Source organism: Sphingomonas sp. 320_CC (assembly GCF_059691795.1).
Map to the genome: position 1 here is coordinate 24,581 of NZ_JCAWAE010000001.1, position 25,682 is coordinate 50,262.

At 63.1% G+C, this 25,682-nt stretch carries 13 protein-coding genes; 3 read left to right on the forward strand and 10 right to left on the reverse strand.

The features are described from left to right. Window positions 1-37: 37 nt before the first annotated feature. The 6 genes from AC59GX_RS00130 to AC59GX_RS00155 all read right to left on the reverse strand — a co-directional run bounded on the left by AC59GX_RS00130 (window position 38) and on the right by AC59GX_RS00155 (window position 14,957). Window positions 38-2,593, reverse strand: a complete 2,556-nt coding sequence (locus AC59GX_RS00130; protein WP_497300538.1) for a TonB-dependent receptor — start codon at window positions 2,591-2,593, stop codon at window positions 38-40. Window positions 2,594-2,706: 113 nt separating this feature from the next. Continuing rightward, window positions 2,707-4,272, reverse strand: coding sequence for a sulfotransferase family protein (locus AC59GX_RS00135; RefSeq protein WP_426282874.1), 1,566 nt, complete (start codon window positions 4,270-4,272; stop codon window positions 2,707-2,709). A gap of 309 nt (window positions 4,273-4,581) precedes the next feature. Beyond that, window positions 4,582-7,284 (reverse strand): TonB-dependent receptor plug domain-containing protein, encoded by a 2,703-nt coding sequence (locus AC59GX_RS00140; RefSeq protein WP_426282872.1) that lies wholly within the window; start codon window positions 7,282-7,284, stop codon window positions 4,582-4,584. A 510-nt stretch (window positions 7,285-7,794) separates the two neighbouring features. Continuing rightward, complete coding sequence (locus AC59GX_RS00145; RefSeq protein ID WP_426282870.1) at window positions 7,795-10,077, reverse strand: TonB-dependent receptor; 2,283 nt, start codon at window positions 10,075-10,077, stop codon at window positions 7,795-7,797. Window positions 10,078-10,588: 511 nt separating this feature from the next. Next, entirely contained in the window at window positions 10,589-11,644 is a 1,056-nt protein-coding gene (locus AC59GX_RS00150) for a glycoside hydrolase family 5 protein (protein WP_426282868.1), read from the reverse strand. 103 nt (window positions 11,645-11,747) lie between these two features. Continuing rightward, window positions 11,748-14,957: a TonB-dependent receptor gene (locus tag AC59GX_RS00155; RefSeq protein ID WP_426282866.1), complete on the reverse strand. Its 3,210-nt coding sequence runs from the start codon at window positions 14,955-14,957 to the stop codon at window positions 11,748-11,750. A 258-nt stretch (window positions 14,958-15,215) separates the two neighbouring features. On the opposite strand from AC59GX_RS00155, the gene AC59GX_RS00160 reads away from it, so the two are divergent. Genes AC59GX_RS00160 through AC59GX_RS00170 form a run of 3 tightly spaced genes read left to right on the forward strand, consistent with a single transcriptional unit; the run spans window position 15,216 to window position 19,623 of the window. Beyond that, window positions 15,216-16,679, forward strand: a complete 1,464-nt coding sequence (locus AC59GX_RS00160; RefSeq protein ID WP_426282865.1) for a tryptophan halogenase family protein — start codon at window positions 15,216-15,218, stop codon at window positions 16,677-16,679. Continuing rightward, window positions 16,676-18,109 carry a tryptophan 7-halogenase gene (locus tag AC59GX_RS00165; protein WP_497300542.1) on the forward strand — a complete coding sequence of 478 codons (1,434 nt, stop codon included), beginning with the start codon at window positions 16,676-16,678 and terminating at the stop codon, window positions 18,107-18,109. The genes AC59GX_RS00160 and AC59GX_RS00165 overlap by 4 nt, the downstream gene beginning before the upstream one ends. Then, window positions 18,106-19,623, forward strand: coding sequence for a tryptophan halogenase family protein (locus AC59GX_RS00170; RefSeq protein ID WP_426282863.1), 1,518 nt, complete (start codon window positions 18,106-18,108; stop codon window positions 19,621-19,623). The genes AC59GX_RS00165 and AC59GX_RS00170 overlap by 4 nt, the downstream gene beginning before the upstream one ends. On the opposite strand, the gene AC59GX_RS00175 is transcribed toward AC59GX_RS00170, so the two are convergent. The 4 genes from AC59GX_RS00175 to AC59GX_RS00190 form a co-directional block, all read right to left on the reverse strand. Then, window positions 19,616-20,485 carry a glycoside hydrolase family 16 protein gene (locus tag AC59GX_RS00175; RefSeq protein ID WP_497300544.1) on the reverse strand — a complete coding sequence of 290 codons (870 nt, stop codon included), beginning with the start codon at window positions 20,483-20,485 and terminating at the stop codon, window positions 19,616-19,618. The two genes, AC59GX_RS00170 and AC59GX_RS00175, sit on opposite strands and share 8 nt — an antisense overlap. Continuing rightward, window positions 20,448-22,976 carry a glycoside hydrolase family 3 N-terminal domain-containing protein gene (locus AC59GX_RS00180; protein ID WP_426282927.1) on the reverse strand — a complete coding sequence of 843 codons (2,529 nt, stop codon included), beginning with the start codon at window positions 22,974-22,976 and terminating at the stop codon, window positions 20,448-20,450. Before AC59GX_RS00180 ends, AC59GX_RS00175 begins: the two co-directional genes overlap by 38 nt. Window positions 22,977-23,075: 99 nt before the next feature. Further along, window positions 23,076-24,200, reverse strand: coding sequence for an ROK family transcriptional regulator (locus tag AC59GX_RS00185; protein WP_426282926.1), 1,125 nt, complete (start codon window positions 24,198-24,200; stop codon window positions 23,076-23,078). A gap of 77 nt (window positions 24,201-24,277) precedes the next feature. Next, entirely contained in the window at window positions 24,278-25,291 is a 1,014-nt protein-coding gene (locus AC59GX_RS00190) for a cupin-like domain-containing protein (protein WP_426282859.1), read from the reverse strand. Window positions 25,292-25,682 lie beyond the last annotated feature (391 nt).

Sequence of the window (25,682 nt, forward strand, 5' to 3'; positions counted from 1 at the left end):
CTTCCCATTGCGGGGGAGGATCGCGACGAACCAATCCCTAGAACTTCGCTCCCGCGCGCAAGCCGATCGTCCGCGGCGTACTGCTGACGATGTAGGTGCGTTGCGAACACGTCCCGCACTGCTGGAACCGCGACAATTGCGCGCGTTCGTCCCACAGGTTCTGGACGAACAATTCGAGCGTGTAGCCGGACAGGTCCGCGCCGATCGACGCGTTCGCCGTCGTATAGGCCTTGAGTCGCCCGAGCGTTCCAGCCTGATACGTCCGGATGTCCGCGGACGCCGAACTCTGATGCGCGACGAGCCCCTGGATATACGCCTTCGCTGTGCCGACCGGGACGCTATATCTCGCGGTCCCGCTTGCCTTGAAGCGTGGCGTGATCGGCAGGCGCGTGCCCTTCGGCGCAAGTACGTCGAGGCCAGTGCCGCTACAGGTCTGCGTCGCGCACAAGTCGTTGCGCGTCTTCGCATCGGTGTAGGACGCCGCCGCAGTGAGCGACAGGCCGCCCGTGGAGAAGTTCGCGTCCGCCTCCGCGCCCCTGATCCGCGCGTTCGGGCCGTTCTGGATGATCGTGAAGCTGTTGAGCCCGAGGAACGAGAACTGGAACTTGTCCCAGGCCTGCTGATAGATCGCGGCGTTGAACCGGAGACGATCGAACAGCGTCGTCTTGAAGCCGAGCTCGTAGTTGGTCAGGAAATCGGCATCATAGGGCGCGACGTCGCCGCGGCGGTTGATCCCGCCCGGTCGGAAACCGCGCGAGAAGGTGGCATAGCCCATGACCTTGTCGGTGGGCTTGAACGTCAGGTTGAAGCGGTAGGTCGCGCCTTGCCCCTGCGTTTTCTTGGGGATCAGGCCGGTGGTCGTGTAGGTCGCCAGATTGGTACACGGCGAGCCCGACACGGCTGCGGGCAACAACGTCGAGGTGTCGCCACCGCTCAGATAGGCTTCCCGCAAGGTCTGGCCGTTCGCCAGATAACAGCCCGCGACGCCGGTCTGGCTGCTGCCCGCGGCATTGAACGGCGTGGCGGTGTAGGGCCGGCCATCGTCCGGATCGACCGCGGGATTGCGCCCGAACCCGTAGAAGCCGATTAGCGAATTGTCGTAGATGTACGCGCGGCCACCCGCCGTCGCGGTCAGGTTCGGCAGGATGTCGAAGCTCGCCTCGCCGAACATCGCGTAATCCTTGTCGACGCGCTCCTGCTTGGTCAGCCACAGCGTGCCGGGCGATCCGTTGACGGATACCGCGGTGCCGAGATTGGCGATCTGGTAATCCTGGAAGATCGCGTTGGTCTGGCGCTGATAGAAGGCGCCGGCGACGATCCGGAACCGGTCCTCGACCGGCGACGCGACGCGCAGTTCCTGGCTGGTCTTCTTGAAATGGTCGGTGCCGATGATCTTCTGCCGCGGGTCGATCGTCCGGCCGGCATTGTCCTGGTAGTAGAAATAGCCGGCAAGCCCCCCGACCGAGGAATAGGCCGAGTCATAGGCTTCGGCGTAATCGGTATAGTCGCTCGACGTGTACGTCTTCCGGTCGAGATACGCGCCGGCATAGGTGACGTCCCAGTTGCCGACCTTGCCCTCGATCGTCAGCGCGCCCTGGATGAACCGGTCGCGGCGGAACTCGGGGAAGAAATGCTGGACCTGGAGATCGCCGACCTTGGGGTCGTAGCCATAGGTGCCGTGGTTGCGCTGTTCCTGGTACAGGACGGTCGGCGTCACGGTCCAGTTGCTGTCGAGATCGACCTTCAGCGCCGCGCGGCCGCCATAGGTCTCGGTATGGTTGTAGTTCTTCTTCACGAACGCGGCGTTGTCGACGACGACCCCGCCATTCGCCGACGTGCACGAGGTCGGGGTCGGCTCTGGGAGGTAGCTGCGGCACCCGGCGACGTTGTCGATGTAGCCGGCATCGCGCTGATAGAAGCCGACCACGCGTAGCGCTGCGGACTGCGACAGCGGCATGTTGAGCATGCCTTCGACCTTGCTGCCGATGCCGCCGGATCTGACGCTGTTCACCTCGCCATCTACGCGGCCGTAAAAGTCGCTCGTATCGGGCTTGTTGGTGATGATCCGGATCGTGCCTGCTTCGGACGACGCGCCGTACAGCGTGCCCTGTGGCCCGGCAAGGCTCTCGATCCGGGCGATGTCGTAGATGTGGACGTCGAGCGTGCCGCCGATCGTCGTCACCGGCTGCTCATCCAGGTAAGTGCCGACCGAGGGCAGGGGGCCCGAATGGTTGCCATCGCCACCCGATGCGACGCCGCGCATGTAGACGACGGTCGATCCTGGCTGCGTCGTCTGGAACGATACCGACGGCAGTAGCTGCGTATATTGGTTAAAGTTCGAGATGTTGAGATCGTCGAGCCGCTTGGTGCCGATCGCCTGGATGCTGATCGGGACGTTCTGGATGTTCTGATCGCGCTTCTGCGCGGTGACGACGATGTCGCCTTCATACTCGCCAGCGGTCTGCGCGGCAGGGGCGGTTTGCTCGGCAGGTGCTGGTGCCGCGGCAGGGCCGGTCTGAGCGTGAGCGGAAGACACTATCGCCGAAGAGGCCAAAAGCGTGCCGATCAACAACCGACGATCGAATATGTGCATGCGCGAGCCCCCAAGCGATTATGCGCAGAGACTGTGGTGCAGTGCAGCGAACGTCAAACGAAGCTGGCCTATTTTGCAGCTTTATTACGTGAGCGTGACGTTTTTACCACGGATCATGCGCGTGGCAGGTCGCCAAGTGCGGTTTTCAGCGGGTCGAGCCACATTTCGTACGGCCGCCAGGCATCGACGCCGTCACGGTTGATCGGCCGACGCACCTGTTCGGAACTGGCGGTGCGGACCGCGCGCTCGGTCTCGTGGAAGGCGAGGCATGCGGGTTCGTAGTCGAGGCCACACGCTGCGAGCAGCGCACGGACCTCGACCTCGGTGTTTTCGAGCAGGGCTTCGTGATCGACGCGGTGGACGCGGCCCGGCAGCACCGCGTCGACATGCGTCATCAGCCGGACATAGTCGCGGTAATAGCGGCCGAGATCGTCGAGCGAATAGCTGAACGTCTGCCCCCGCGCGTAATGCTGCTTGAAGTTCGAGAAGCAGCAGTCGAGCGGGTCGCGCCGCGCGTCGATGATCCGCGCATTGGGCAAGGCGAGGTGGATCAGCGCGGTATGCGCCCAGTTGTTGGGCAGCTTGTCGATGAAGAACGGGCGATCGGTGCGCCGCTGGATCGCGGCACGACGCAGATACTCCTCGCCGATTTCGCGCAGTGCATCCGCAGAGAGGGTGGCGATGCCCTGCGGATAGTCGGCGATGCGGCGGGCGAGCGCGGGCATGTCGGGGAGTTCGGTGGTGCCCTCGACGCGGCTATGGCTGGCGAGAATCTGCTCGATCAACGTCGAACCCGCACGCGGCATGCCAAGGACGAAGATCGGGTCGGGTGCCTCGCATCCCTGGCCGCGGCGCGCGTCCAGGAAATCGGGCGTAAGCAGCGCGATGCTGCGGTCGACGAATATGCGCGTTTCGTCGGCGTCGTACACGATCCGGGTCCGGCGGAGTGCGTTACCCGCCGCGTAATGCGCGAACGACTGCACCGGTTCTCGGCGATCCTCGAATGCCTTGCCGAGCGCGAAATCGAGATGGAAGCGGTCCTCGTCATCCAGATCATCCCGAGCGAGGCCAGCCTCCATCGATGCGATATCGGCATCGTCGAACCGTACCGTCTTGAGGTTGGCGAGGCTCCACCACGCGTCGCCGAGGGTCGGTAACAGCGCCAACGCGCGGCGATAGGCAGCAATACCGTCGTCGCGACGCCCCACCGTCTTGAGCATGTGACCGTAGCTCAGCCACACGCGCGGCTGGCCCGGCGCATCGTGCAACACTTTTTCATACAGCGCGATCGCATCCTCGAACCCGCCAAGCCGCCCGAGCGCCGCTGCTTTCAGGTTCGCATGCCCGGGATTGTCCGGCTCGTCGGCGATCACCGCGTCGAGCAAGGTCAGTGCTTCGGGCGCGCGGTTCTGGCGGTACAGAACGAGCGCGAGGTTCGCGCGCGCTGCGGTAAAGCCCGGCGCCAGTTCGACCGCGCGGCGCAGCAATGCCTCCGCATCGCCGTACCGCCCGATCCGCCCCGCCAGTTCGGCCAGCATCCGGATCGCCCGCGCATCGAACGGATCGCGCTTGAGATACGCCTTCAGCAGCGGTTCGGCGACGTGAAGCTGGTTGTCGTGGAGCGCGAGCGCGGCCTGCATCAGGTCGCTCGGCCAACGATGGTTCGGGGTGGCTGCCATTATGCCAACTTTCTGAGCCGCCCACGTTGGCGTCAAGCGCGAAGGTAGGACGGGGTTTTTCCACCGGCACGTCGTGTAGTCGGCAAAGACATTGCGGTCGCAGATTTCGTATCGTGAGGCTCAGTCAGCGATGAAAGCTGGTGTCTATAAAGGGATGTTCGCGGCTTCTCGTCTTGAAACAGCAGTTCGTAGGCATGAGCGCCGAAAGCTTGATGTGGAATGGATGTAACGACTTAAAGTCATGGTCTTGTCTGTTCGTTACGTCGCTGAACGCAAACGTGGGGACGCACTCGCGCCCCCATGTCCATTTCAATATTTTACACGAAGACGCGTGTAGTAGAAGCCGCCGTTGAAGCCGAATGGGCCACCACCGCGCGGGTAGACCTGGCCGTCGGACGTGCCGCCGGTCAGGGGATAGATCTGCACCGTTCCGTTCGCCGCGAGGCGATCGGGATGTTCGTCGGTAAAGTTCTGCGCACCGATCGACAGGGTGAAATGCTCGGCGAAGACATAGCTTACTTCGAGATCGGTGACGAACTTGCCGCCGAAGACCTGGTTAGGCGTCGCCCCGGTCACGATGCCGTTGGTCAGGATGTTGGTGACGCCGTAATCCTGCGCCGCGGTGAACGAGCTGTAGTAATTCTCGCGGACATTGAAGCTCAGATTATCCAGCGACCAATTGGCGTTGAAGACGATACGGTGCTTCGGCGCCAGGTTTTCCGCATCGATGAGGATGGGAAGATTGATGACACGGGAGTCGTAGTCGGTAACCTTGGTCTTGTTGTAGTTGTACGCCAACGAGAAGTTCAACTGCGCATCGCTGAGCTTCGTGCGGTAGGTGCCGACCACGTCGATACCACGGGTGCGCGTTTTGAAGCCATTAGTGAAATACTGCACTTGGCCGTCGAGTCCAACGGCTTGCAGTGCCGGTTGCGCCGCGATCGCGATGGCATTGACGATGAATGGCGAGGTCAGGCCGATGCGATTGCGCAAATCGATCTGATACCCGTCGACCGTGACCGTCAGGCCGCGGACCGGCTCCAGGATGACGCCGACGCCGTAGTTGGTCGACTTTTCCGGGGTCAGCGGCTCGGCGCCGTAATATTGCGCGGGTGCGCTGTTGACGGGATAAGTGCCGGCCTGGAACGCGTTGCCGTTGTTGAACGAGGTCGTGACGATCGAGACGTTCGACTGACCTGGCGACGGCGCGTGGAAGCCGGTGCCGAAGCTGCCGCGGACCGAGAAGCCTTCGACGAACTTGTAGAGTGCGTTGACCTTGCCGACCCAGGCATCGCCGAACGTGTTGTAGTGCTCGTATCGGCCGGCCGCCCCGACCGTCAGCGCTTCGGTAAGATCGGTTTCGAGGCCGACATAAGCGGCATAGGCCTTCTGGTCGAACTTGCCTGCTGTGGCTGGGCTGGTTCCTGCATAGCCGCTGGCGCCGACGCCCTGCGCCGCGGTCGTGCCGGAATCGACGTACACGCCGGGCGCGGTCTGCGTGTAGAGCTGCTGCGCGATGGCGTAGGGACCGGCTGCATAGGATTGCGTATCGCCCGCGGTCTGTTCGTAGGTTTCCTTGCGGAACTCGCCGCCGGCCGAGATGGTCAGCGGCGCGGCGAGGCCGAGATCCGCCGCATAGGTGAAGTCGGCGTTGAAATTGACTTCCTTCTGGATCAGGTCGCCGAAATCGAAGCTCGTCTGCGTCGCCGGACCGTAGGAGAAGTTGGCCGAATTATACATCGACAACGACAGCTTGTTGCGCGCCAGCGTGCCTGACAGGTCATAGCTGAACTCGCCGCTGGTACCCTTGTAGCCGAGCACGCCGTAGAGTTCCTGGCTCTTGCCGACGAAGCGCGGGGTGAAGCCGGCCGGATAGAGCTGGTTGAACTTGAAGGTGTTGCCGTCGCGCACGAAGCCACCCGCCTTGCAGGTCGCGCTGCCGGTCGGGCAGGGGGTGAGGAAGAACGTGTTGTTGAACGCGCCGTTCGCACCCTGATTGCGGACCACCCCGGCTGAATCGACTGCGGTGCTGCTCACGGGCGCACGATAGTTGAAGCTCTGGTTGCCCTTGCTCTGCGCGAAGTTGCCGAAGAAATAGAGTTTGCTGTCGGGGGTGACGTTGATCGCCGCGTTGAGCACCGACTTGAAGCCATGCGAGGGCGAATTGCCCCAGATCTGCACGGGGCCGGGGAAATTGGGTAGCTGCGTCGCGAGCGCCGGGAAGTTCTGCGCGAAGTTCGCCGCGGATGGGCGGGTTCGACCACGGCTGGTCTGCCCCTCGTCGACATATTCGCCGGTCGCGTTGATGAAGCCCCAGTCGCCCTTCAGGCCCGCATTGCCCGCGATCTGGTAACTTTCGCCGTCTCCCGCATAATATTGCCCGGTGCGACCGACCAGTTCGATGCCCTGATCCTGGCGCAGGCCGTAGTTCAGAACGCCGGCGATCGCGTCCGAGCCATATTGCGCGGTGGCGCCTTCGCGCAGCACCTGGAGATTGCCGATCGCCAGCGACGGAATTGCCGAGATGTCGGGGCCCTGAGCGCCGCGACCAAGCCCGGTATCGCTGCCGCCGTAGACCTGCACCAGTGCCGACCGGTTGTAGCGTTTGCCGTTCAGCATCACGAGGACCTGGTCACCCGACAGGCCACGAAGCGATGGCGAGCGAACGAAGGTCGATGCATCCGAGATCGAGTTCTGGCCGGCATAGAAGGACGGTACGATGTTCTTGAGCGCATCGATCATGTTGGCGGCAGGCTGCGTGGTCAGGTCATCCGCACTGATGATGTCGACGGGCGAGGGCGAGTTGGCCAGCGTACGATCGGTACGGCGCGTACCGAGTACGAGGATCTCGCTCGTTGGTTCGGTCTCCACGGGCGCAACCCCTTGGGGAGTGGTGTCCTGAGGGGAGCCTGTAGCCGCGTCCTGTATGGTATCTCGTTCGGCTGCGAAGGCGGCGGGGCACGATAGTAGTGCAACCGCCAGTGCGACGGTCGAAGTCGTGTATCTGATCATCTAAAGCCCCCTTGGAAAACCTAGCTCTTCAAAAGTCTTCTCCAGATGTTCCCGTTCTCGATCGTCGATTGTGTTCGGCGTATCGAAACGCTTTTTGACCAGCCCTGCGAATGTCGTGACGGTGTCATTTCACTGCATCGTCATCGTGCACCAAACGGCCACAACGGACGTGTTCTAGCAATCGAAAACTTCGTACGTCGTCACGCATCTGCAACAATGTTGCATTTTTACCGCATTTTGGTGAGTTGGAGCCAGTGCTGGGCGGGGGCTGCGAAGCGCAATTCACCAAATGAACGAATGGCAGAAGTCAGAACGCCGGAAATCTTTGTCAGATGTCCGTGATCAAGTCCGACTGGAAGCTTTTTTCTAGGGACGCCCTTGTCGACAGTGGATCCAAGGTTAGGGCCAGTGCCGAAGCACCGGCCACCATGGTATTACGTCAGACGACAGCGCCTTTGGCTCGCTTGCGAACCAAGATTAACCGTAAGACGCCCAATTCGGCGTCTCATCTTAAAATGCGACCTTGAACTGGCCACCGATGATCCGCGGTTCATTGATCATGCCCGTCAGGTTGTTGAAGTCGATCGCGCTGATGCTGCGATACTGGTTGGTGATGTTGCGGACGAACGCGCTGACCTCATATCCCTGCGGCGACTTGTAGCCGACCTTGAGCCCGCCTTCGAGCGACGACTTGCCGGTGAACTCGACCGCTTCATACAGGAAGAAGTTAATGCGGCTGCGATAGACCCAGTCGGTATAGGCATAGACTTCCCCGCCGTTCGCGAGCGGGATGCCATAGCGTGCGGTCCAGTTGGCGATCCAGCGCGGCGCCTGGGGAAGATCGTTGCCGTCGATCACCGCGAACCCGTTCACGATCGGGTCGAGCACGGTGCAGGTCGCACAAACCCCGACGCCGATGCCCCGGTCGCGGATCTCGGTGAAGTTATAGCTGCCGCTCGCGGTCAGTGTCAGTTCGGGAAGCGGCCGCGCCTCGAACTCGCCCTCGACGCCGTAGCCGATCGCCTTGTTCGCGCTGATCAGGCGTGCCGAATTGCTGCTGCCGCCGACCGCGGTGATCTGCAGGTCCTTGGTGCTGTACCAATAGGCGTCGAGCGAGAAGTTCACTTTCCGATCGAGCAACGTGCCCTTGAACCCGCTCTCGCCCGAGAACGTCGTCTGCTTGGGCGCAGTGCTCTGGACGCTGCCGAAGGTCACGCGGTCCTGGATCGCCGGGCCCTGATAGCCGGTCGCGAGCCGCGTATAGACGTTGATCGCGGGCGTCAGTTCGTAGGTAGCGCTCGCGTCCCAGGTCACGTTCGAGCCGCGGACGACCGCGCGCGCGGGCAGCGTGTCGCTGATCCCGGTACCGGGAATCGGTGCGGTCACGAGGTCGTTGCGATAGTCGTGCGAATAGCGGACGCCCGCGCGGAGCGTCAGCAAGTCGACGGGCTTGGCCTCGATCGAGGCGAACGCGCCGTAATTCTCGTTGCGGTTGTCGTGGTAGATATCCTGGTCGAGATCGGTCGCGCGCGAACCGGTGCCGCCGAACGCATAGTCGTACTGGTGATAGCGCAACGTCTGGTGGAAATAATACAGCCCGCCCTGCAGGCGGATGCCGTTCATGTCCTCGCTGGCGTAGCGCAGTTCCTGGCTGAACTCCTTGGGCTTGGTCAGGCCGCCGGTGTTCGACGGGAACAGCCCGACGCCGATCGCGCCGATCGTACCGCCGAGGAACGTGTAGTTGTTGCCGCCGTCGACATCGCCGGTGCTCTCGACCTTGGCCTGCTCGTAGCCGGTCACCGAATAGAAGGTGCCGATGCCGTCGAGGTGATAGTCGAGCCGCAGGTTGGTGCCCCACTGCGTCAGGCTCTGGCTGGTATAGCCGTCGAGCGTGACGTGCTTGGGGTCGAACCCGGTGTTGAAGTCGTTGGTGCCCGGCTTGAACAAACCGGCGCGGAAGATACGCGGCGAGCCCGTCAGGTCGCGGACGTGGACGTTCAGCAACGCGTTGAAGTCGCTGCTGGTATAGCCGAGCTGGAAGCGGCCGGCGACGTCGCGATAGCCTTCGAGCTTGCGATCCGCATTGCCCGTCGTGGAATCGTTCTTAACCCAATCGTCGCGCGACTGGATGATGCCCGACGCGCGGAACGCGAAGCCGTTGCCGATCGGCAGGTTGAGCGCCGCCTCGCCGTTGATCGTGTTGTAGGTCGCCCAGGATCCGGTCGCATAGCCCGTGACCTTGTCCGGGTTCGGCTTGGCGGAATCGATCTTCACGACGCCCGCCGGCGTGTTGCGCCCGAACAACGTGCCCTGCGGCCCGCGCAGCACTTCGACGCTCTGCAGATCGAAGACCGGGAACGACTTCAGCATCGGGTTTTCGAGCGCGACGTCATCATATACCACCGACACCGGCTGCGCGGCATTGGGGTCGAAATCGGTGTTGCCGAGGCCGCGGATGTAGAAACGCGGGAAGGTCCGGCCGAACGAGGATTCGACCTGGAGGCTCGGCGTGCGGCCAGCAAGGAAGCGGATGTCGAGGCCGCTCGAATTGAGCACGTCGAGCTTCTCGCCGCTGATCGCGGTGACCGCGAGCGGCACGTCTTTCGACGATTCCCGGCGGCGGGTCGCGGTGACGACGATCTCACCGACGCCTTGGTCGCTCGCCGGATCGCTCACGGCTTGTGCAGCCGGCACGTGTTCCTGTGCGATGGCGGGCACCGCGAAAACGAGCAGCGGCGCGCTGGCGGCGAGCAGGCGGGCGATGGCAGACGTACGAACGGGCAAGCGAATCATGGATGGTCCCCCCTTGGGCTTCGAACATCCTCCTGTGTCGATCCGTGTGACCCGGATGCGTCACCAACCGGTAACATCACTGCAACGCGCGGCAATAGACACGATCAGGTGCGATGCATTTTTCCTGGCACCGCGACATCTTTGCCCCAATCGCTGTCCGTGCCCTGCAACCGTTGCGGATCCCGCATCAGCTTGTCCTGCCCGACCTCGGATTTTGCGAAGCCCCGCCCGCTCTCAAGCGGCGTAAATACATAGTCGTCATCGCTCCGCGCGAGATTTAACCCATCGCGGCCCTCATCCTAGTCGATGAAGTCGCTGAGCAGAAAGATGCTAGCCCTGCGCTGTCGTGCAGAGGCGGGCCATGCAAAGGCTGACCGTGCAGATGCGGGCCGCGCCGCCCACGCCTGCCAGAGCCGTGTGTCGCGATAATTCTTACGTCATGCGCCTGCAACGGGACGATCATGCTCCCGGCCAGACCCATGTCGGCTTGATACCGCTCCGGACGAATGCTTTACCGTCGCTCGGGTATAAGCGCCTTGCGTATCGGCTCTACCCAACGACCCTTGTCGATGTCGTACAGGATGAAGTCGCTGTCGAACTGCCAATACGCCCATGGGAAGCCATGCGCCTCGGCCTCGCGGCGGACGGTCGCCGTGTACCGGGCGCGAGCCTCGATCGGCGTGCCGCTTTTCTCATACGCGCCGAACTCGCCCATCAGTACGGGACGGTCGTTCGCGCGCGACCATGCACCGACCTTGTCGTAATCGGCCTTGATCCTGGCCTCGTCGGCGGCTGTGAAGGGCACGTCCTTCAGTCCGGCGGTTTCTGACGACCAAGGTGCCCCCTGGTGGGTGAATCGGAAAGGCTCGTACGAGTGGAAGGTGACGAGAATGTTCCGGTCGGATTTGGGCAGTTCGAGTCCGGGCAGTTCTTCCAGATTGTTCCAGCGGGTCGGCCCCACTACCAACGTCCGACCCGGGTTGGTCGCGCGTACAGCAGGGATGAGCCTGCTCAGCATCGCGTTCCACCGGGGACCATCCAGAGGCGCGTGCGGCTCGTTCAGCAATTCGAACAGAACGCTGTCCGGCGCGTCGCGATAGCGTGCCCCGATCTGCTGCCAGAACGCGATCAGCCTGGGTTCGCACGCGTCCGGCGCTTCCGAGCACAGGTTGAAGTCGTGCTCGTCGAGAATGACGCTCAAACCGGCGGCGGTCGCGTCCTTGACGACACCATCGAGCGTTGCGAGCCACTTCGGATCGAGGCGGTTTCCGGCATCCATATGCTTGAAGGACTGGAGCACGACACGGACGAAATCGAACCCGCCCTGCTTGATGATCCGGAAATGACGCGGCTTGAACCGTGCCTTCTGGGGATCGTCCCACAGCGGATCGTATCCGATGATGTTGACGCCGCGGTGCAGGCGCGACGCGGTGCGCCATGCCGGCCCGGTCGCCGTCGCCGGACTGTCGGATGTCCGTATCGATGCTTTTGCGACGCCGTCATGCGAATAAGCGACCGTCGGAGCGGCGAGGGCTACAGCCGCACCCAACATATATCTGAAGAGCACGGATGTCTTCCTTTCGATAACGTATCGCAAACTGCAGCGCCCTGTTGCGAAGGCAATGACAGGAAGCTGCAGCATTGACGACGGTGTCAGGCCTGCGCCTGGGTTAGAACTTCAGCCGTGTGGTCAGCGAGAATCGACGATCGTTCTTGAAGTAACTGCGCGGCGCGCGCAGCCCCTCGGCATTGACGACCGATTCCGTCTTCGTCGTGCTGTCGAGGAGATTTACCCCCTGGAAGCCGATCTTGAAGTTGTCGTTGACCGAGTACAGGATCGTCCCGTCGAGCTGTCCGAACGCACTGGCATAGATCGGCAGGAATGGCGCGATCTCGTCACGGATCGTCAGCAAATACCTCGATCGCCAGTTGTACGCAGCGCGCAACGACAATGGTCCCTTTTCATAGAATAGCGTGCCGTTGATCGTATGGCGCGAAAGCCCTTCGAGCGGCAGGCGAGAGACGTCGATCGTCGTGGTCGGCGAAGTGGCCTGTGCGCCACGGCCCTGCGGGATGTTGGACGGGTCGACAAAGGTATAGTTGGCCTGCACGCCGAGCCCAGACAGCAGCCCCGGAAGGAAATCATAGGTCTGCTGATAGGCGAGTTCGAAGCCCCTCACGTTGCTGTGGCTGTCCGCGTTCTGTGGCGCCACGAACAACACGTTCTGGGTGATGCCGTTGTTCGTGATCGAGCGGGTTTGCGCCACGTTCGCGACGATGACGTTCGACAGATCCTTGTAAAACGCCGCCGCGGTCAACGACCCGACCTTTGCGAAATACCATTCCGCGGTGAGATCGAACTGGTTCGCCTCGACGGGTTTCAGGAACGGATTGGAATTCCGGCTGCCGCCTTCGAGCTGGAACACCGAAAGCCCGCTGGTCGGTGCGATCAGGGTGGTGCTCTGCAACTGCTCGAAGCCCGGCCGCGAGATCGCCTTCGAATAGGCGAAGCGCGAGATCAGGTTCGGCGTAATGCCAACCTTGAGGTTGAAGCTCGGCAGGAAGTGATCGAAGCGGTTGCGCGTCGTCTGGTTGATCGCGGTTCCATTGGAAAACGTCAGAACGTCCTGCTGCTGCGCCGATGTAAGGCCGCAGAACGGGCTCGTCTGTGCGGGCTGGCCACAGAAGGTCGCGACGCTGGCAGCGCTGCCGATGATCTGGTTGCGCGTCGGGAACGTGAAGAAGCCGTTCGCCTTGTCCGTCGTCTGGATGTAGCGGAGGCCGACGTTACCCGAGACCTTCAGGCCTCCGAACAGGTCGTTGCCCTGCGTACCGAAGTCGAGCCGGGCGTACGCCGCTTTGGTCTCTTCGGAATTGGTGTAAACCTCGCTCGGCAGGAAGCTGGTGCCGGCGACCACGCCGGCGCGCTGGCCGGCAGGCGTCCATCCGCCGGATGTCGAGCCCTTTTGGTTACGCCAGATCGCATTGACGGCCTGCGCCTGTGCGGTGACGGCATCGTAGCTGGAGGCAGGGTTGCCGTTGATGTAATTCGCGCCGAGTCCGGATGGACCGTCACCGCGGAACACGTTGTCGAAACTGAAAAGGCCATAGCTGTTGGAGTTGGTTTCCGCGAACGTAACCGGGCCGGACCCATCCCAGACTTCGCTCAGCACGCCCCAGTTATACAGCGAATACCGCACCGTCTGGTCGCGGTCAGCATAGCGGGCACCAACCTTGGCCTTCTTCAGGAAGCTGTCGTCGCCGAAATCATACGTCGCGTCCGCCTTGAACGCCCATTCATGGCCCTTGTTGTCCTCGAAATGGTCCATCGCAGCGCGATAATAGCTGTTCGCCGGATCCGCAAAATACGCCTGGCTGTTGGCGCCGTTAGGGGCGAGGAAGCTGATGTCGGGCGTGTTGCCGGTGAGGTCGAGCGCGACGTCCGAGAACGTCGATCCATAGACCGAAAGATCCGTCTGCTTCGTGGTCGATTTTACGTACTGGCCATCGAAGTTGAAGGAGAGCTTTTCGGTTGCCTGCCACTTCACGTTGCCGCCAAAATCATTGGTCACTGCACGCGTCTTCACGCCGCGATTCGAAAGCTGCGTCACCATGCCGCGTTGCTGCCCACCGGCCGGTACGTAACCGCGGTCGAGCGAAATCGTACCAGTTTCGAAAAGGCCGTCGTCGCCAAAGGTATAGTTGGTCCCCGGCCGCGGCGCGGTGGCGCGGTCGATGCCGTCGGACACGGTTTCCACGGTGCGCTCGCCCCAGGTCTGGCGCGCGTCGCTGCGCACGAATTGCAGCGTAGCGAGCAGCGACTTGTCGTTCGATTCGAACTGCAGCGCGCCTGCCGCACCGATGCGCTCGCGGTTGAACTCCTGCGTCCGTACGCCGGCCCCCACTGGCGCGTACGCGACCTGGCCCGGGGCAAGCCCTGCCAGGGTGTCGGTTTCGTTTACCCCGTCGCCGTTGATGTCCTGCGAACCGTTGAAGCGGGCCTGGTAGTTCGTGACCTGCAGGCCGTCTGCGCGGCTGAAGAGCTGCGAATACGACCCGCCGACGAGCACGCCAAAACGACCAATGCTCGTGTCGAAGTTCTTCGACGCAAGGCCTGAGATGGAGGGTGAGCCCTTCTTGGAGAAATCGCCGTAGTTCATGTCCGCGGACACGTAGACGACCGGTTCCTTGCTATCGAAAGGCTTGCGCGTGTTGAGGACGACCGTTCCGGCGATCCCGCCCTCGATCTGGTCGGCGGTCATGTTCTTGTAGACTTCGACCGAGCCGAGCAATTCGGGCGAGACGTCCTGGAAGTTGAGCGCGCGGCCGCCATTGACCGAGAAGCTGTCGCGACCGTTGAATTCGGAGCGGACGTAGTTCAGTCCGCGAATGACGATCCCGGAACCCTCGACCGAGAAGTGATCGGAGTCGTTGCCGGCTGCGAAGCGGCTGATCGAGACGCCGGGAACGCGCTGGAGCGCCTCCGTTACCGAGCGGTCCGGCAGGGCGCCGATATCTTCGGCAGTGATCGCGTCCACGACGGTGTCGGCATCGCGCTTGATACCCTGCGAGTTCGCCAGGCTGGCGCGGATGCCGGTAACGACAATTTCGTCACCGGTTGCTGCGTCGGTCTGGGCTGCAACGGGATCCTGCCCCGTAGCCGGCGTCCCCGTCTGCGCGTCGGGTGCGGCGGCGCCGGACACTACGGGATCGGTCGACCGCGATATGCCGCCGTCCTGGGAATTGGTCGTGGGCGCGGTCGGCTGCGTCACCGTCTGCGCGAAGGCTTGCACACCGGACGTGAGTGCCAATGCGGACACACCGATACCCAGCGAGCGGACGAAAGATAGGTGCGCGCTACGCGAGGCAATGACGTGCATTCAGTTTCTCCCCCGAGGTCGAGCTACGAATGTGCGCCGACTCTCTTTCTCGCAAAGACGCGAGTGATGGTGCTCGGTAGCTCGCGTTCCGGCGGCGGGACAATGGTTGACGTGTGGTCTTGAGGTATAACTGTTTTGATTTTCATTCATATGTTGCCTACAGGTCACAGTCGCTGAGATCGGCATAACCGTACCGGCCAAACTGGAGAGGATATCGCTATCAATTCGGCTTCGCGCACTCCTACCAAGGTTGTCGTCGTGGGCGGAGGTACCGCAGGCTGGATGACTGCCGCTGCGCTTGCGGCCGTTGCTGGTCGATCGGTTGCGGAGGTCCACCTCGTCGAGTCCGAAGAGATCGGCATCGTCGGTGTCGGCGAGGCTACGCTGCCCCATATCCGCGCGTTCAACACGCGTCTGGGCATCGGCGAGGCGGAGTTCATGCGAGCGACCGGCGCGACGTTCAAGCTCGGCATCGAGTTCTGCGACTGGGCGCGGATCGGCGACAGCTATATCCATCCGTTCGGCGCCTTCGGACACGATGTCGACGGGGTAGGATTCCACCATTATCTCAGCCGTGCCGGACAGATTGCCACGCTTCCGGATTATTCGCTGCCGGTCGTCGCCGCCCGCCACGCGAAGTTCGCGCCGCCCCTGGAGGATCCGCGCTCGTTGTTGTCGACGTTTGGCTACGCGTATCAGTTCGACGCGACGCGCTACGCTCCGTTTCTCCGTGCGCGGGCCGAGCGGCAGGGGGTGGCGCGAACCGAAGGACGCGTGGTCGATGTCGAACAGAGCGCCACGGGTGATGTCGTGGCGGTCATGCTCGACGACGGCCAACGAATTACGGGCGACCTGTTCATCGACTGCTCGGGGTTCCGCTCGCTGCTGCTCGGACAGGCGATGGGCGAGCCGTTCGAAGACTGGTCGCATTGGCTGCCGTGCGACCGTGCAGTCGCGGTGCCCTGCGCCGACGCGGGAACGCTGAAGCCCTACACCACGGCAACCGCGATGCCTGCCGGCTGGCGATGGCGTATTCCGCTCCAGCACCGGGTCGGCAACGGCTATGTCTACTCGTCCGCGCATCTCGACGACGGCGCGGCGCAGGACGCTTTGTTGCGGTCGATCGAAAGCACGCCGCTGGCGGACCCGCGCATGCTGCGTTTCAAGGCTGGCCGGAGAGCGCGCAGCTGGGTCGGGAACGTCATCGCCGTAGGGCTTGCCGGTGGCTTCCTCGAGCCGCTGGAATCGACGAGCATATATCTGATCCAGCTGGCGATCACGCAGCTGCTGGAACTGTTCCCCGCCACGCCGATCTCGCCGATCGATCGTGATGCGTTCAACCGGGTGGTTGATCTGGAGTACGACCGTATCCGCGACTTCCTGATCCTGCATTACCATGCGACGACGCGCGACGATTCACCGTTCTGGGATCATGTTAGGACGATGGACGTACCCGACACGCTCGCGGAGAAAATGACGTTGTTCCGCCAGCGGGGGCGCGTGATGACCTACCGCGAAGGCGTATTCCTCGAGCCGAGCTGGATCGCCGTGTATCTCGGGCAGGGCGTGGTGCCGAAAGGATATGACCAGCGTGCGGACCGGCCGTCCGATGCCGCGCTGGTCCAGGCGCTGGCACGGCTGCGCACCGAAACGCGGGACGCTGTCATGACCATGCCCGACCACGCCGCCTATATCGCGCAATCGGGGGCGGCGGCTGCATGAGCGATATGCGCATCAGGACGATCGCAGTGGTCGGCGACGGCGTTGCGGGCTGGAGCGCCGCGGCTGCGTTGAAGGCGCGTGTCCCCGGTATCTCGGTCGCATTGATCCCGGTCGCGGAACTGCGTCCCGGCTTCGTCGACCTGTTCGGCGGTGCATCGCCGTCGATCGGGGAGTTCCACACGGACATCGGGTTGGACGAGCGCGATGTCCTGACGCGGACCGGCGCGAGCATCCGGCTCGGCGCCCGGTTCGTGAGGTGGAGCGGGGGCGACTATACCCACGCCTATGGCCCCGCTGGGATGCCGATCGATGGTGTACCATTCGCCACTCTGTGGGCAGGCCTGGGCGGCACCGAGGCCTTCGATAGCTTTGCACCGGCGGCCGCGTTGGCGGCAGCGGGTCGGTTCGTACCGCCGCGCGCGGACATACTCGGTGGCTATGCCAACGGGCTACAGCTCGATCAGCCCGTCTATCGCCGGTTCATCGAAGCCTATGCCCGACATCTGGGCGTCGTGGTGACTGCCAGCGGGCTGCGAAAAGCCGAGACGGACGGTGATCGCGTAACGGCACTTCACCTGGACGATGGAGGGCGTCTGGAGGCGGACCTCTACATCGACGCGACCAACGCCGATGCGCACCTTATCACCCAGTTCGGCGACGATTGGCAGGATTGGTCGCCGTGGTTGCCATGCGACAGCGTCGTCCAGATGCGTAGGCCATCGGATGCCGCGCTTCCCGATCCGTTCCTGTCACCTCTCGAGCGTGTCGAGGCGATCGATGGCGGGTGGCGCCTGACGTCGTGCCTGCCCGGCAGAACCGATACGACCATCGTCTATGCAAGCGGCGTGCGCGCCGAGCCGGGTGACGTTCGGCGGTTCCGGAGCGGAAGGCGATCGCGCGCCTGGATCGGCAACGTCGTGGCGATCGGCGAGGCTGATTGCGTCGTCGAACCGCTGGAAGCCGCACCGCTGCACGTGTTGCATACGCAGATCGATCGACTGGTCGCGTCGCTGCCCGATCGAGATTTCGACGAGGTCGAACTCGCTTATTATAACCGCGAGACGCGACAGGAGGCGGACCGGCTCCGTGATTTCCTGATCCTGCACTACGCGACGTCCGATCGTCCCGAGCCGTTCTGGCAGGCGGCACGTAACGCAACTCTGCCGCCGTTGCTGGCAGAGACGCTGACGCTGTTTCGCGAACGGGGACGTTTGCCGATCCGCGATGGGGAGAGCTTCGATCGGGACAGCTGGTACGCGGTGCTGCTCGGGCAGGGTATCCTGCCACAACGTGGCGACGTGCTTACCGCAGCTATCGATCCGAAGCGGGCGCGCGCCGCGATGGCGGATTTTCGAGCGCGGTTGTCGAAGGCGGTCGCCGCTGCCCCGACACACCGCGCGTATTTGGCAAGTCTGAGGACCAACGCATGAGCGAACACACCATCCGCGAGGTCGTCATCGTCGGCGGCGGCACCGCCGGCTGGATGGCGGCGGCGGCGCTGTCCAAATTCCTTGGCGGTGGCAAGGAGCAGGGGCAGCCGCGTATCCGCCTGATCGAGAGCGAGGAGATCGGCACAGTCGGGGTCGGCGAGGCGACGATCCCGACGATCGCGACGTTCAATCAGATGCTGGGCATCGACGAGGATGATTTCGTCGCGCAGACGCAAGGCACGTTCAAGCTCGGCATCGAGTTCGTCGACTGGCGCAAAATCGGCGAACGCTATTTTCACCCCTTCGGCCAGTTCGGGCACGATATCGAAGGGCTGAACTTCCATCAGTTCTTCCTCAAGCTCGCCCAGCAGGGCCGGTGCGCCGACATCTGGCATTACGCGCCGTGCGCAGTGGCGGCGGCGGCGGGGCGGTTTGCTAGGCAATCGCCCGATCCCCGATCGCCATTCGGATCATTGCCCTACGCGTTCCATTTCGACGCCGGGCTCTACGCGAGATATTTGCGCTCCTATGCCGAAGCGCGCGGCGTCGAGCGTATCGAGGGGCGGATCGTCGATGTCGGATTGCGCGGCGAAGACGGATTCGTCGAGGCGCTGACGCTGGAGGACGGACGTCGCATCGAAGGTGAGCTGTTCGTCGATTGCTCGGGATTCCGCGGTCTCCTGATCGAAGGCGCGCTGAAGACGGGGTATGAGGATTGGCGCCACTGGCTGCCGTGCGACCGCGCCGTCGCGGTGCCCACGGCGAACATCGGCGACCCCGTACCGTTCACCCGCGCGACCGCCCGAAGCGCCGGCTGGCAGTGGCGCATCCCGCTGCAACACCGCACCGGCAACGGCTATGTCTATTCGAGCGCGCATATCTCCGACGAGGACGCGCAGGCGACGCTGCTCGCGGCCGTCGAGGGGCCGCCGATCGCCGATCCGCGACGTCTGGCGTTCGCGACGGGGCGGCGAAAGCGGTTCTGGAACCGCAACGTGGTCGCGCTTGGCCTTTCCGGCGGCTTTCTGGAACCGCTCGAATCGACCTCGATCCACCTGATCCAGACCGGGATCGCCAAGCTTCTCGCCCTGTTCCCGGATCGACGGTTTCTCGAGGTGGAGGCCGGCGAATATGACCGCCTGATGGGTAGCGCCTATGATGGCGTGCGCGACTTCATCATCCTGCATTATCATGCGACGACGAGGGACGATTCGCCGTTCTGGAACCATGTGCGGACGATGACCGTGCCGGACAGCCTGCGCCGGAAGACCGAACTGTTTCAGGCGAAGGGCCGCTTCTTCCGCTATGACGACGAACTGTTCTCGCTGGCGAGCTGGGTCGCGGTGATGTTGGGGCAGGGCGTTACGCCCGAAGGGTACGACCCGATCGTCGACGGGCTCGACGAGCGAAAACTCGTGGAGGCGGTGGAGCGGATGCGGCTGGGTATCCGCCAGACGATCGCGCAGATGCCGTCGCAATCGGACTATATCCGCGCACACTGCGCCGCTATCTGATGCGCCGATCCGGTTTCCAGTAGCGGACATAGTCGATCCGCATTCGCTGGGGCAGGGCCGCGTCGTCGATACCTTTCACGCCGCCCCAATCGCCGCCGATGGCGAGGTTGAGGATCAGGTCATAGGGGCGGGTGAAGGGCCAGGCATCGGCTCCACCCCGCCGATCGTTCGCGACGCACATGTATGCCTTGTCGTCGACGCCGATGGTGATCGAGTCCTGGCGCCAGTCGAGTTGATAGCGGTGATAGGCGGTGCAGGCCGTCGGGACATCGATCTGGCCGCCGCGCTGGGTACCCTTGGCGTGATTGAATGCAGCGGTGTGGAGCGTGGCGTGGACGATGTTCGGTTGCCAGCCCACCATCTCCATGACGTCGATCTCGCCGGCGTCCGGCCATTTTCCGGTCCGCGGCAACAGCCATAGTGCGGGCCATGTACCCCGCGCACACGGAAGCATCGCGTGAATTTCGTAGAAGCCATAATCGTGCGATACGCGGCTCACGAGCTTGGCGGAGGTGTAGGTCTGACCGCCCCAGTCGGGCTTGTCCGGCAGGCTTTCACGCCGTGCTTCGATCACGAGCGCGCCGTCTTCGATACGAGCATTTTCAGGGCGATCGGCAGCATAATATTGCCGTTCGTGATTGAACCAGCCGGTCTTGTTATTGGCCGTATCGAACCGCCACTTCGTCTGGTCGATGGCTTTCGTTGTGAACTCGTCCGCCCAACTCGGCCTGGTCGACGGCGCAGGCATGGGGGCGGCGACTTGATAATTGGTCGCCGCCAAAGTCTGCATCGGCAGGACGAGGAGGATCGCAGCGATCGTCACCTCAGCGGCTCGGGCACGCCGCGACCGGTCCGTCGGCATGCGCCAGACGAACATCGGAGATCGAGAGCGTCAGTTTCCCCGGAGTCGAGATGACGAGCGGCTCGGTGACCTTGTGCGGATCGACCCCGGCGACAACGAAGCACTTGAGTGGGATCGCCATCGACTTCCACTCGCCGATCGGTGCCGCCTGTAAAATGCCGGTGATCGGCACCGCAGCGGTTTTGCCGGGGCTGGCCATCGAGAGAGCAACGGCGGACACGGGCTTCGCGTCCATCCGGAACTGGACGATCATGCTCAGCTCGCCATTGGCCTCGCGGGCGATGTCGAGCGGCGCATTGGCCTCGATCCTGACGTCCGCCTCGCGCGTGCCGGTCCAGGTAAAGCGTCGGGCGTCTTCCTGGGCATTGCGATCGATACCGGCGATCGTCAGCGCGCCACCCGGGCTCCGGCCACTGTTGCCGACGATGCGGGTCGATCCCCGGTCGCCTTCGCCGAGCGACAGGCTCCACGCTTCGGGTACGCGCCCCTTCGTGAAGAAGACGCCGCCTGCGTCTACCGCCATCCCCGCGGGACGGGTCTCGTCCAGCGTGCCGACCAAGGTGCGATCCGCATAGGTGAGGCCGTAACCGAACTTGAACAGCGGGTCGTAATTCGGATCACGCGCATTCAAGACATACTGGTCGGGACGCTTAGGCCAAGAGAAGGACAGCTTGCCCCGAAAGTCATGAACGGGTTTGCCATCCTTGCCGGCAAACAGCACGTCGGCGACGCCCGCGCCTTCGCTCCCCGGCAGAAACGCCGCGACGAAAGCATCCGAAGCGTTGAGTTCGGCGTTTACCCACATCGGACGGCCCGACAGGAAAACGGCGACGACGGGGATGCCCGCCGCTTTCAGTTTGCGGAGCAGCGCGACATCGTTCTTGTCGCCCGGTGAGTATTCCAGCGTCGGTCGGTCGCCCATGAACTCGGCATAAGGGGTCTCGCCGAACACGACGATGGCAGCGTCGGGTTTCGCGGAATACGCGCCCGTCGGCGAGTAGGTGGCAGTTCCGCCGCCAGCGCGAACGGCCTGGTCGATGCCGCTCCAGATCGATGTCGCATTGGGAAAGCCGCGCTTCGGCACGTCCGTCCCCTGCCAGGTGATCGACCAGCCGCCGGCCTGCTGCGCCACATCGTCGGCAGCGATACCCGCGACGAGGATATTCGCCTTGGGCTTGAGCGGCAGAACACCCCCGTTATTCTTGAGCAGCACGAGCGATTCCTGAACCGCCTGACGTCCGATGGCATGGCCTTCCGGCGATCCGATCAGGCCGAACTGCCCGGCATAGCGTCGCGCCGAGGGCTTGCCCGCCGTGAAGGTACCGGCGAGCATCTTTACGCGCAGGATACGACGAACCGCGTCGTCTAGACGCGCCGGCACGATTTCGCCCGACTTGGCCTGCGCCAGCGTGTTGCGGTATAACGCCTTCCAATCGCCCGACATCATGAACATGTCGAGACCGGCGTTGATCGCCGCAGCGCAGCTTTCGTTGGTGCATCCGGCAATCTGGCCGTGTGCGTTCCAGTCGCCGACCACGAAGCCGTTGAAGCCCATCCGGCCCTTCAGCACGTCGGTCAGCAATGTCTTGTTGCCGTGCATCTTCTCGCCGTTCCAGCTCGAAAAGCTGGCCATCACGGTCAGGGTGCCAGCTTCGATCGCGGGCGGGTATCCCGCCGCGTGAACGTCGCGCAGCACGACCTCCGACACCTTGGTATCGCCCTGATCTCGTCCACCCGTGCCGCCGTCCCCGACGAAATGCTTGGTGGTGGCGATGACGTGGCCGGGCGTCATGAAATCGCGCGAACCCACCTTGCCCTGGATTCCGGTGACGACCGGACCTGCATAGCTGGCCACCACGGAGGGCTCTTCCGAATAACTCTCGTACGTGCGCCCCCACCGATCGTCCTGCACGACCGCCAGTGTCGGCGCGAAGCTCCAGTCGAGTCCGGCAGCGGCCGTCTCGCGTGCCGTGATGCGGCCGATCTTCTCCATCAGCGCGGGGTCCCGTGCCGCACCCAGCCCGATATTGTGCGGAAACAGGGTGGCACCGACGATGTTGTTGTTGCCATGGACCGCGTCGGTGCCCCAGATCGTCGGGATCTTCGGCCGACCATCGTTGCGCTGCATCGAGGCGTCGTAGAACGCGTCGGCCAGCTTCAGCCATTCCGCCGGCGGTGCCAGTTCATCGTTGTTGGGCGCCGAATTCCCGCCGTTCAGTACCGAGCCAAGCTTGTATGTCTTGAGGTCCTCGGGCTTCACGGTCGCGATATCGGCCTGGATGATTTGCCCGACCTTGTCCTCGATCGACATGGCAGCAAGGATCTTGCCGATTTTAGCTTCGAGCGTTGGATCGAGCGCCGGCTTCGCAGCCACCTTTGGCCATGTCTCGGGATGCGCGACGGGGGAAAGCGAGGTCGGCGCGGTCTGCGCCATCGCCGTGGCGCCACCGAGCAACGCCAGGACGCTGGCAACAGAAAGCTTCGTCTTCATCATTCTCTCCCCGGTTCCCGCCTTGCGGGATTGGCAGCGTTTCAAACCACTCGGGAGGTCTCGTCAATCAATATTGATTTTGATTTTCACAAAATGCGCTCAGTCGCGTCCGACGTTCATCAGGATAGCGTCCGAGGGCAGCATGAGATCGCTGAACGGTAACAGCGCCGCACCAACCGCTGGTGCATCGGCGGCCATGGCCGCACGCCTGATCGGCGCAACCGAAGGCATATCTGCGGCGTGCTCGGCGAGCGCATTCGTCAAGGCCACGACCAGGGCATCGATCAGCGGTTCGGGCAACCGGCCTCCCACCAGCACAGCCTGCGGATTGATCAGGCAATTGATCGCGATCATCGGATCGACCAGCATTTCGGCAGCTTCGGCAATCCAGGCGTCGATGACGCTTTTGGTACGACCGTCGTCCAGGCCGAGTGCGGCGAGTGTCCCACTTGCGCACCCAGCGTCCGACAGGCGATCGTACAGAGCGGAAAGCGAAACGCGGCTTTCGATGGACTTTCCGCTCGATGCAGGAACCCGGCTCAAAATGTACCCGACTTCTCCGCTTCTAGCAGACGCGCCTCTATAATAGCTTCCATCGATCACTAGGCCGCCGCCAAGACCCGCACCGATCAGCAGGTAGAAGAAATTGTGGCAATTGCGGCCCGACCCAAACTCCAGCTCGCCCAGCGCGGCCGTTGCGGCATCGTTGTCGACATGCAGCGGCCAAGGCATCAGGTCCGACAGCAAGCCTGCGACGTCGAGATCATTCCATACCGAATAGCCGGCCGGTTGATCGTGAAAGCCGGCCTTGCTGAACGGTTCGGGCACCGCGATGCCCGCGCCAACTATCCGATCGACCATGACGCGAGGGTTTTCGCAGCAGGTCTTCACCGCCCCGGCGACGAATGTGCGCACGTGTTCGGGAAGGGCATAGGCAATGTCCTGGGAAACGCGCGCGCGGACATTTCCGGCCAGATCGAGAATGACCAAGGTTAAATGGTCGCGATCGATGTTGACCCCGATGCCGAACGCACCGTCGGGATCTATCCCTAATTGCACGGCAGGCTGCCCGCGTCCCTGTTGCAGCCGTCCGACGATCTGGACCAGGCCAGCGGCGATCAGGCGCCGCGTGATCGTTGCGATGGTCGGCGGCGTCAGACCCGTCACCGCGACGAGCTCCTGCCGTGTGGTCACCTCTCGCAAGCGGATCGCCTGCAATACCACGCGCTGGTTATAGTCCGCTGCCCGTTCGAGGTTCGTACCTGACAGACTGACCGTCAGCCTAGCGTGTCGCCGGTCGTTCAAGACCTTCGTCCCAATCCACGCTGGAGAAACTCGCGCATGAGCGCCGTTCTTGCAGGACTGCTGGGGCCAAGGATACCGCGTGCATGTTCGGGCAGATGTTCCGCGTCGGCAGCGTCAGCATCGAACACATAGTGATCGAAAAACGCCCGCCAGTTTTGGCGTTCCACTGCCGGCCGGTTGCGAACGGCCAACATCGCATAGATCAGCGCTTCGAACGCGGACGCATCGTTCGGCGGGCTCCACCAGTAATTGACGAGCAGGTTGAGGCGTTCGGTCGAGCGAACGTGATGCCACCACATCGTCGGCACATAGATCGCGTCGCCGGGCGCAAGCACCGCCGACCGCGCAGTCTCCGCCGCCAGGGCATAGCGTGGAAAGCGCTCCAGGTCGGGCGCCAACGGGTCGACCATGCTGACGGGTTGACCGGAAATCGTGTTTTCCAAAGGCCCGACATACAGGTTGGCGACCTGTGCGGGGGGGAACAGGGTAAAGTGGCGATGGCCTGCAGCCACGCAGGCGATGTTGTCGGCGGTGTCGTAATGCGTCGATACCGTCACCGCATTCCCGATCCACAACCGGGGTGTCGCCGTCGGATCGAGCAACGGCATGGGGTTGTCGGCGGCGAATGTCGGGAAGTGTTCCACCGCGGATGCAGCGCCACTGTAGATCGCCGGACCCGCACCCGTAGCAAGATCGCCGAGCAACATATCGGCTACGGCGCGAAACGGCGCTGTCCCGCGGTCGAAGTTGAAGCCGTTCATGTCCTCCCGGTAAAAGAACCTGCCGGCGATGGCGGGTGCGCCGACATAGGTCGACAGCGGCGCGCCCGAGTCATGGGACGCCAAATATGCGACCAGTTCACGGCCCGTACGGCTGCCAGCGATGGTTGCCGGCCAATCCGCCACGAGACCGCGGAGTACCGCTGGTTCACCCATCGGTACGACCTCAGTCTCGAAAATCTGCCGCGTGACGCCGTGCCATTCGCGAACCGGTTTGCCGATCGTCTCCATGCGGCCGCTTTGCCTTGGTTGTCCCGGAAACGAAAGGCTGGAGCGCGGCAACCGCACTGAAACGTTCAACAGGACGATCTGCCGCGCGAAACTGGGACTGATTCCATTGCCGCGGTTGGCGATTGCTGACAGCTTTACCGGCACCGGTTTTAATCGCTTGCGACAATAGCAAGGACGGGTCTGGATCCCTGTCTTCACTAACGGTGATACTGCGGCCAGAGACGGGCACCGATCATAAGGTGACCGGGGTTGAAGTCGAGCAGCGGATTACGCTCGGCAAACCTGGACAGACTTTATCGTTCGTTGCGCCAATCCGGTTCGTCGGCTTGGTCCCCTTAGCGGAAACCGTTACGGGAGTGCCGATATCCGATGAGGATGGCGTGGTCGGCGT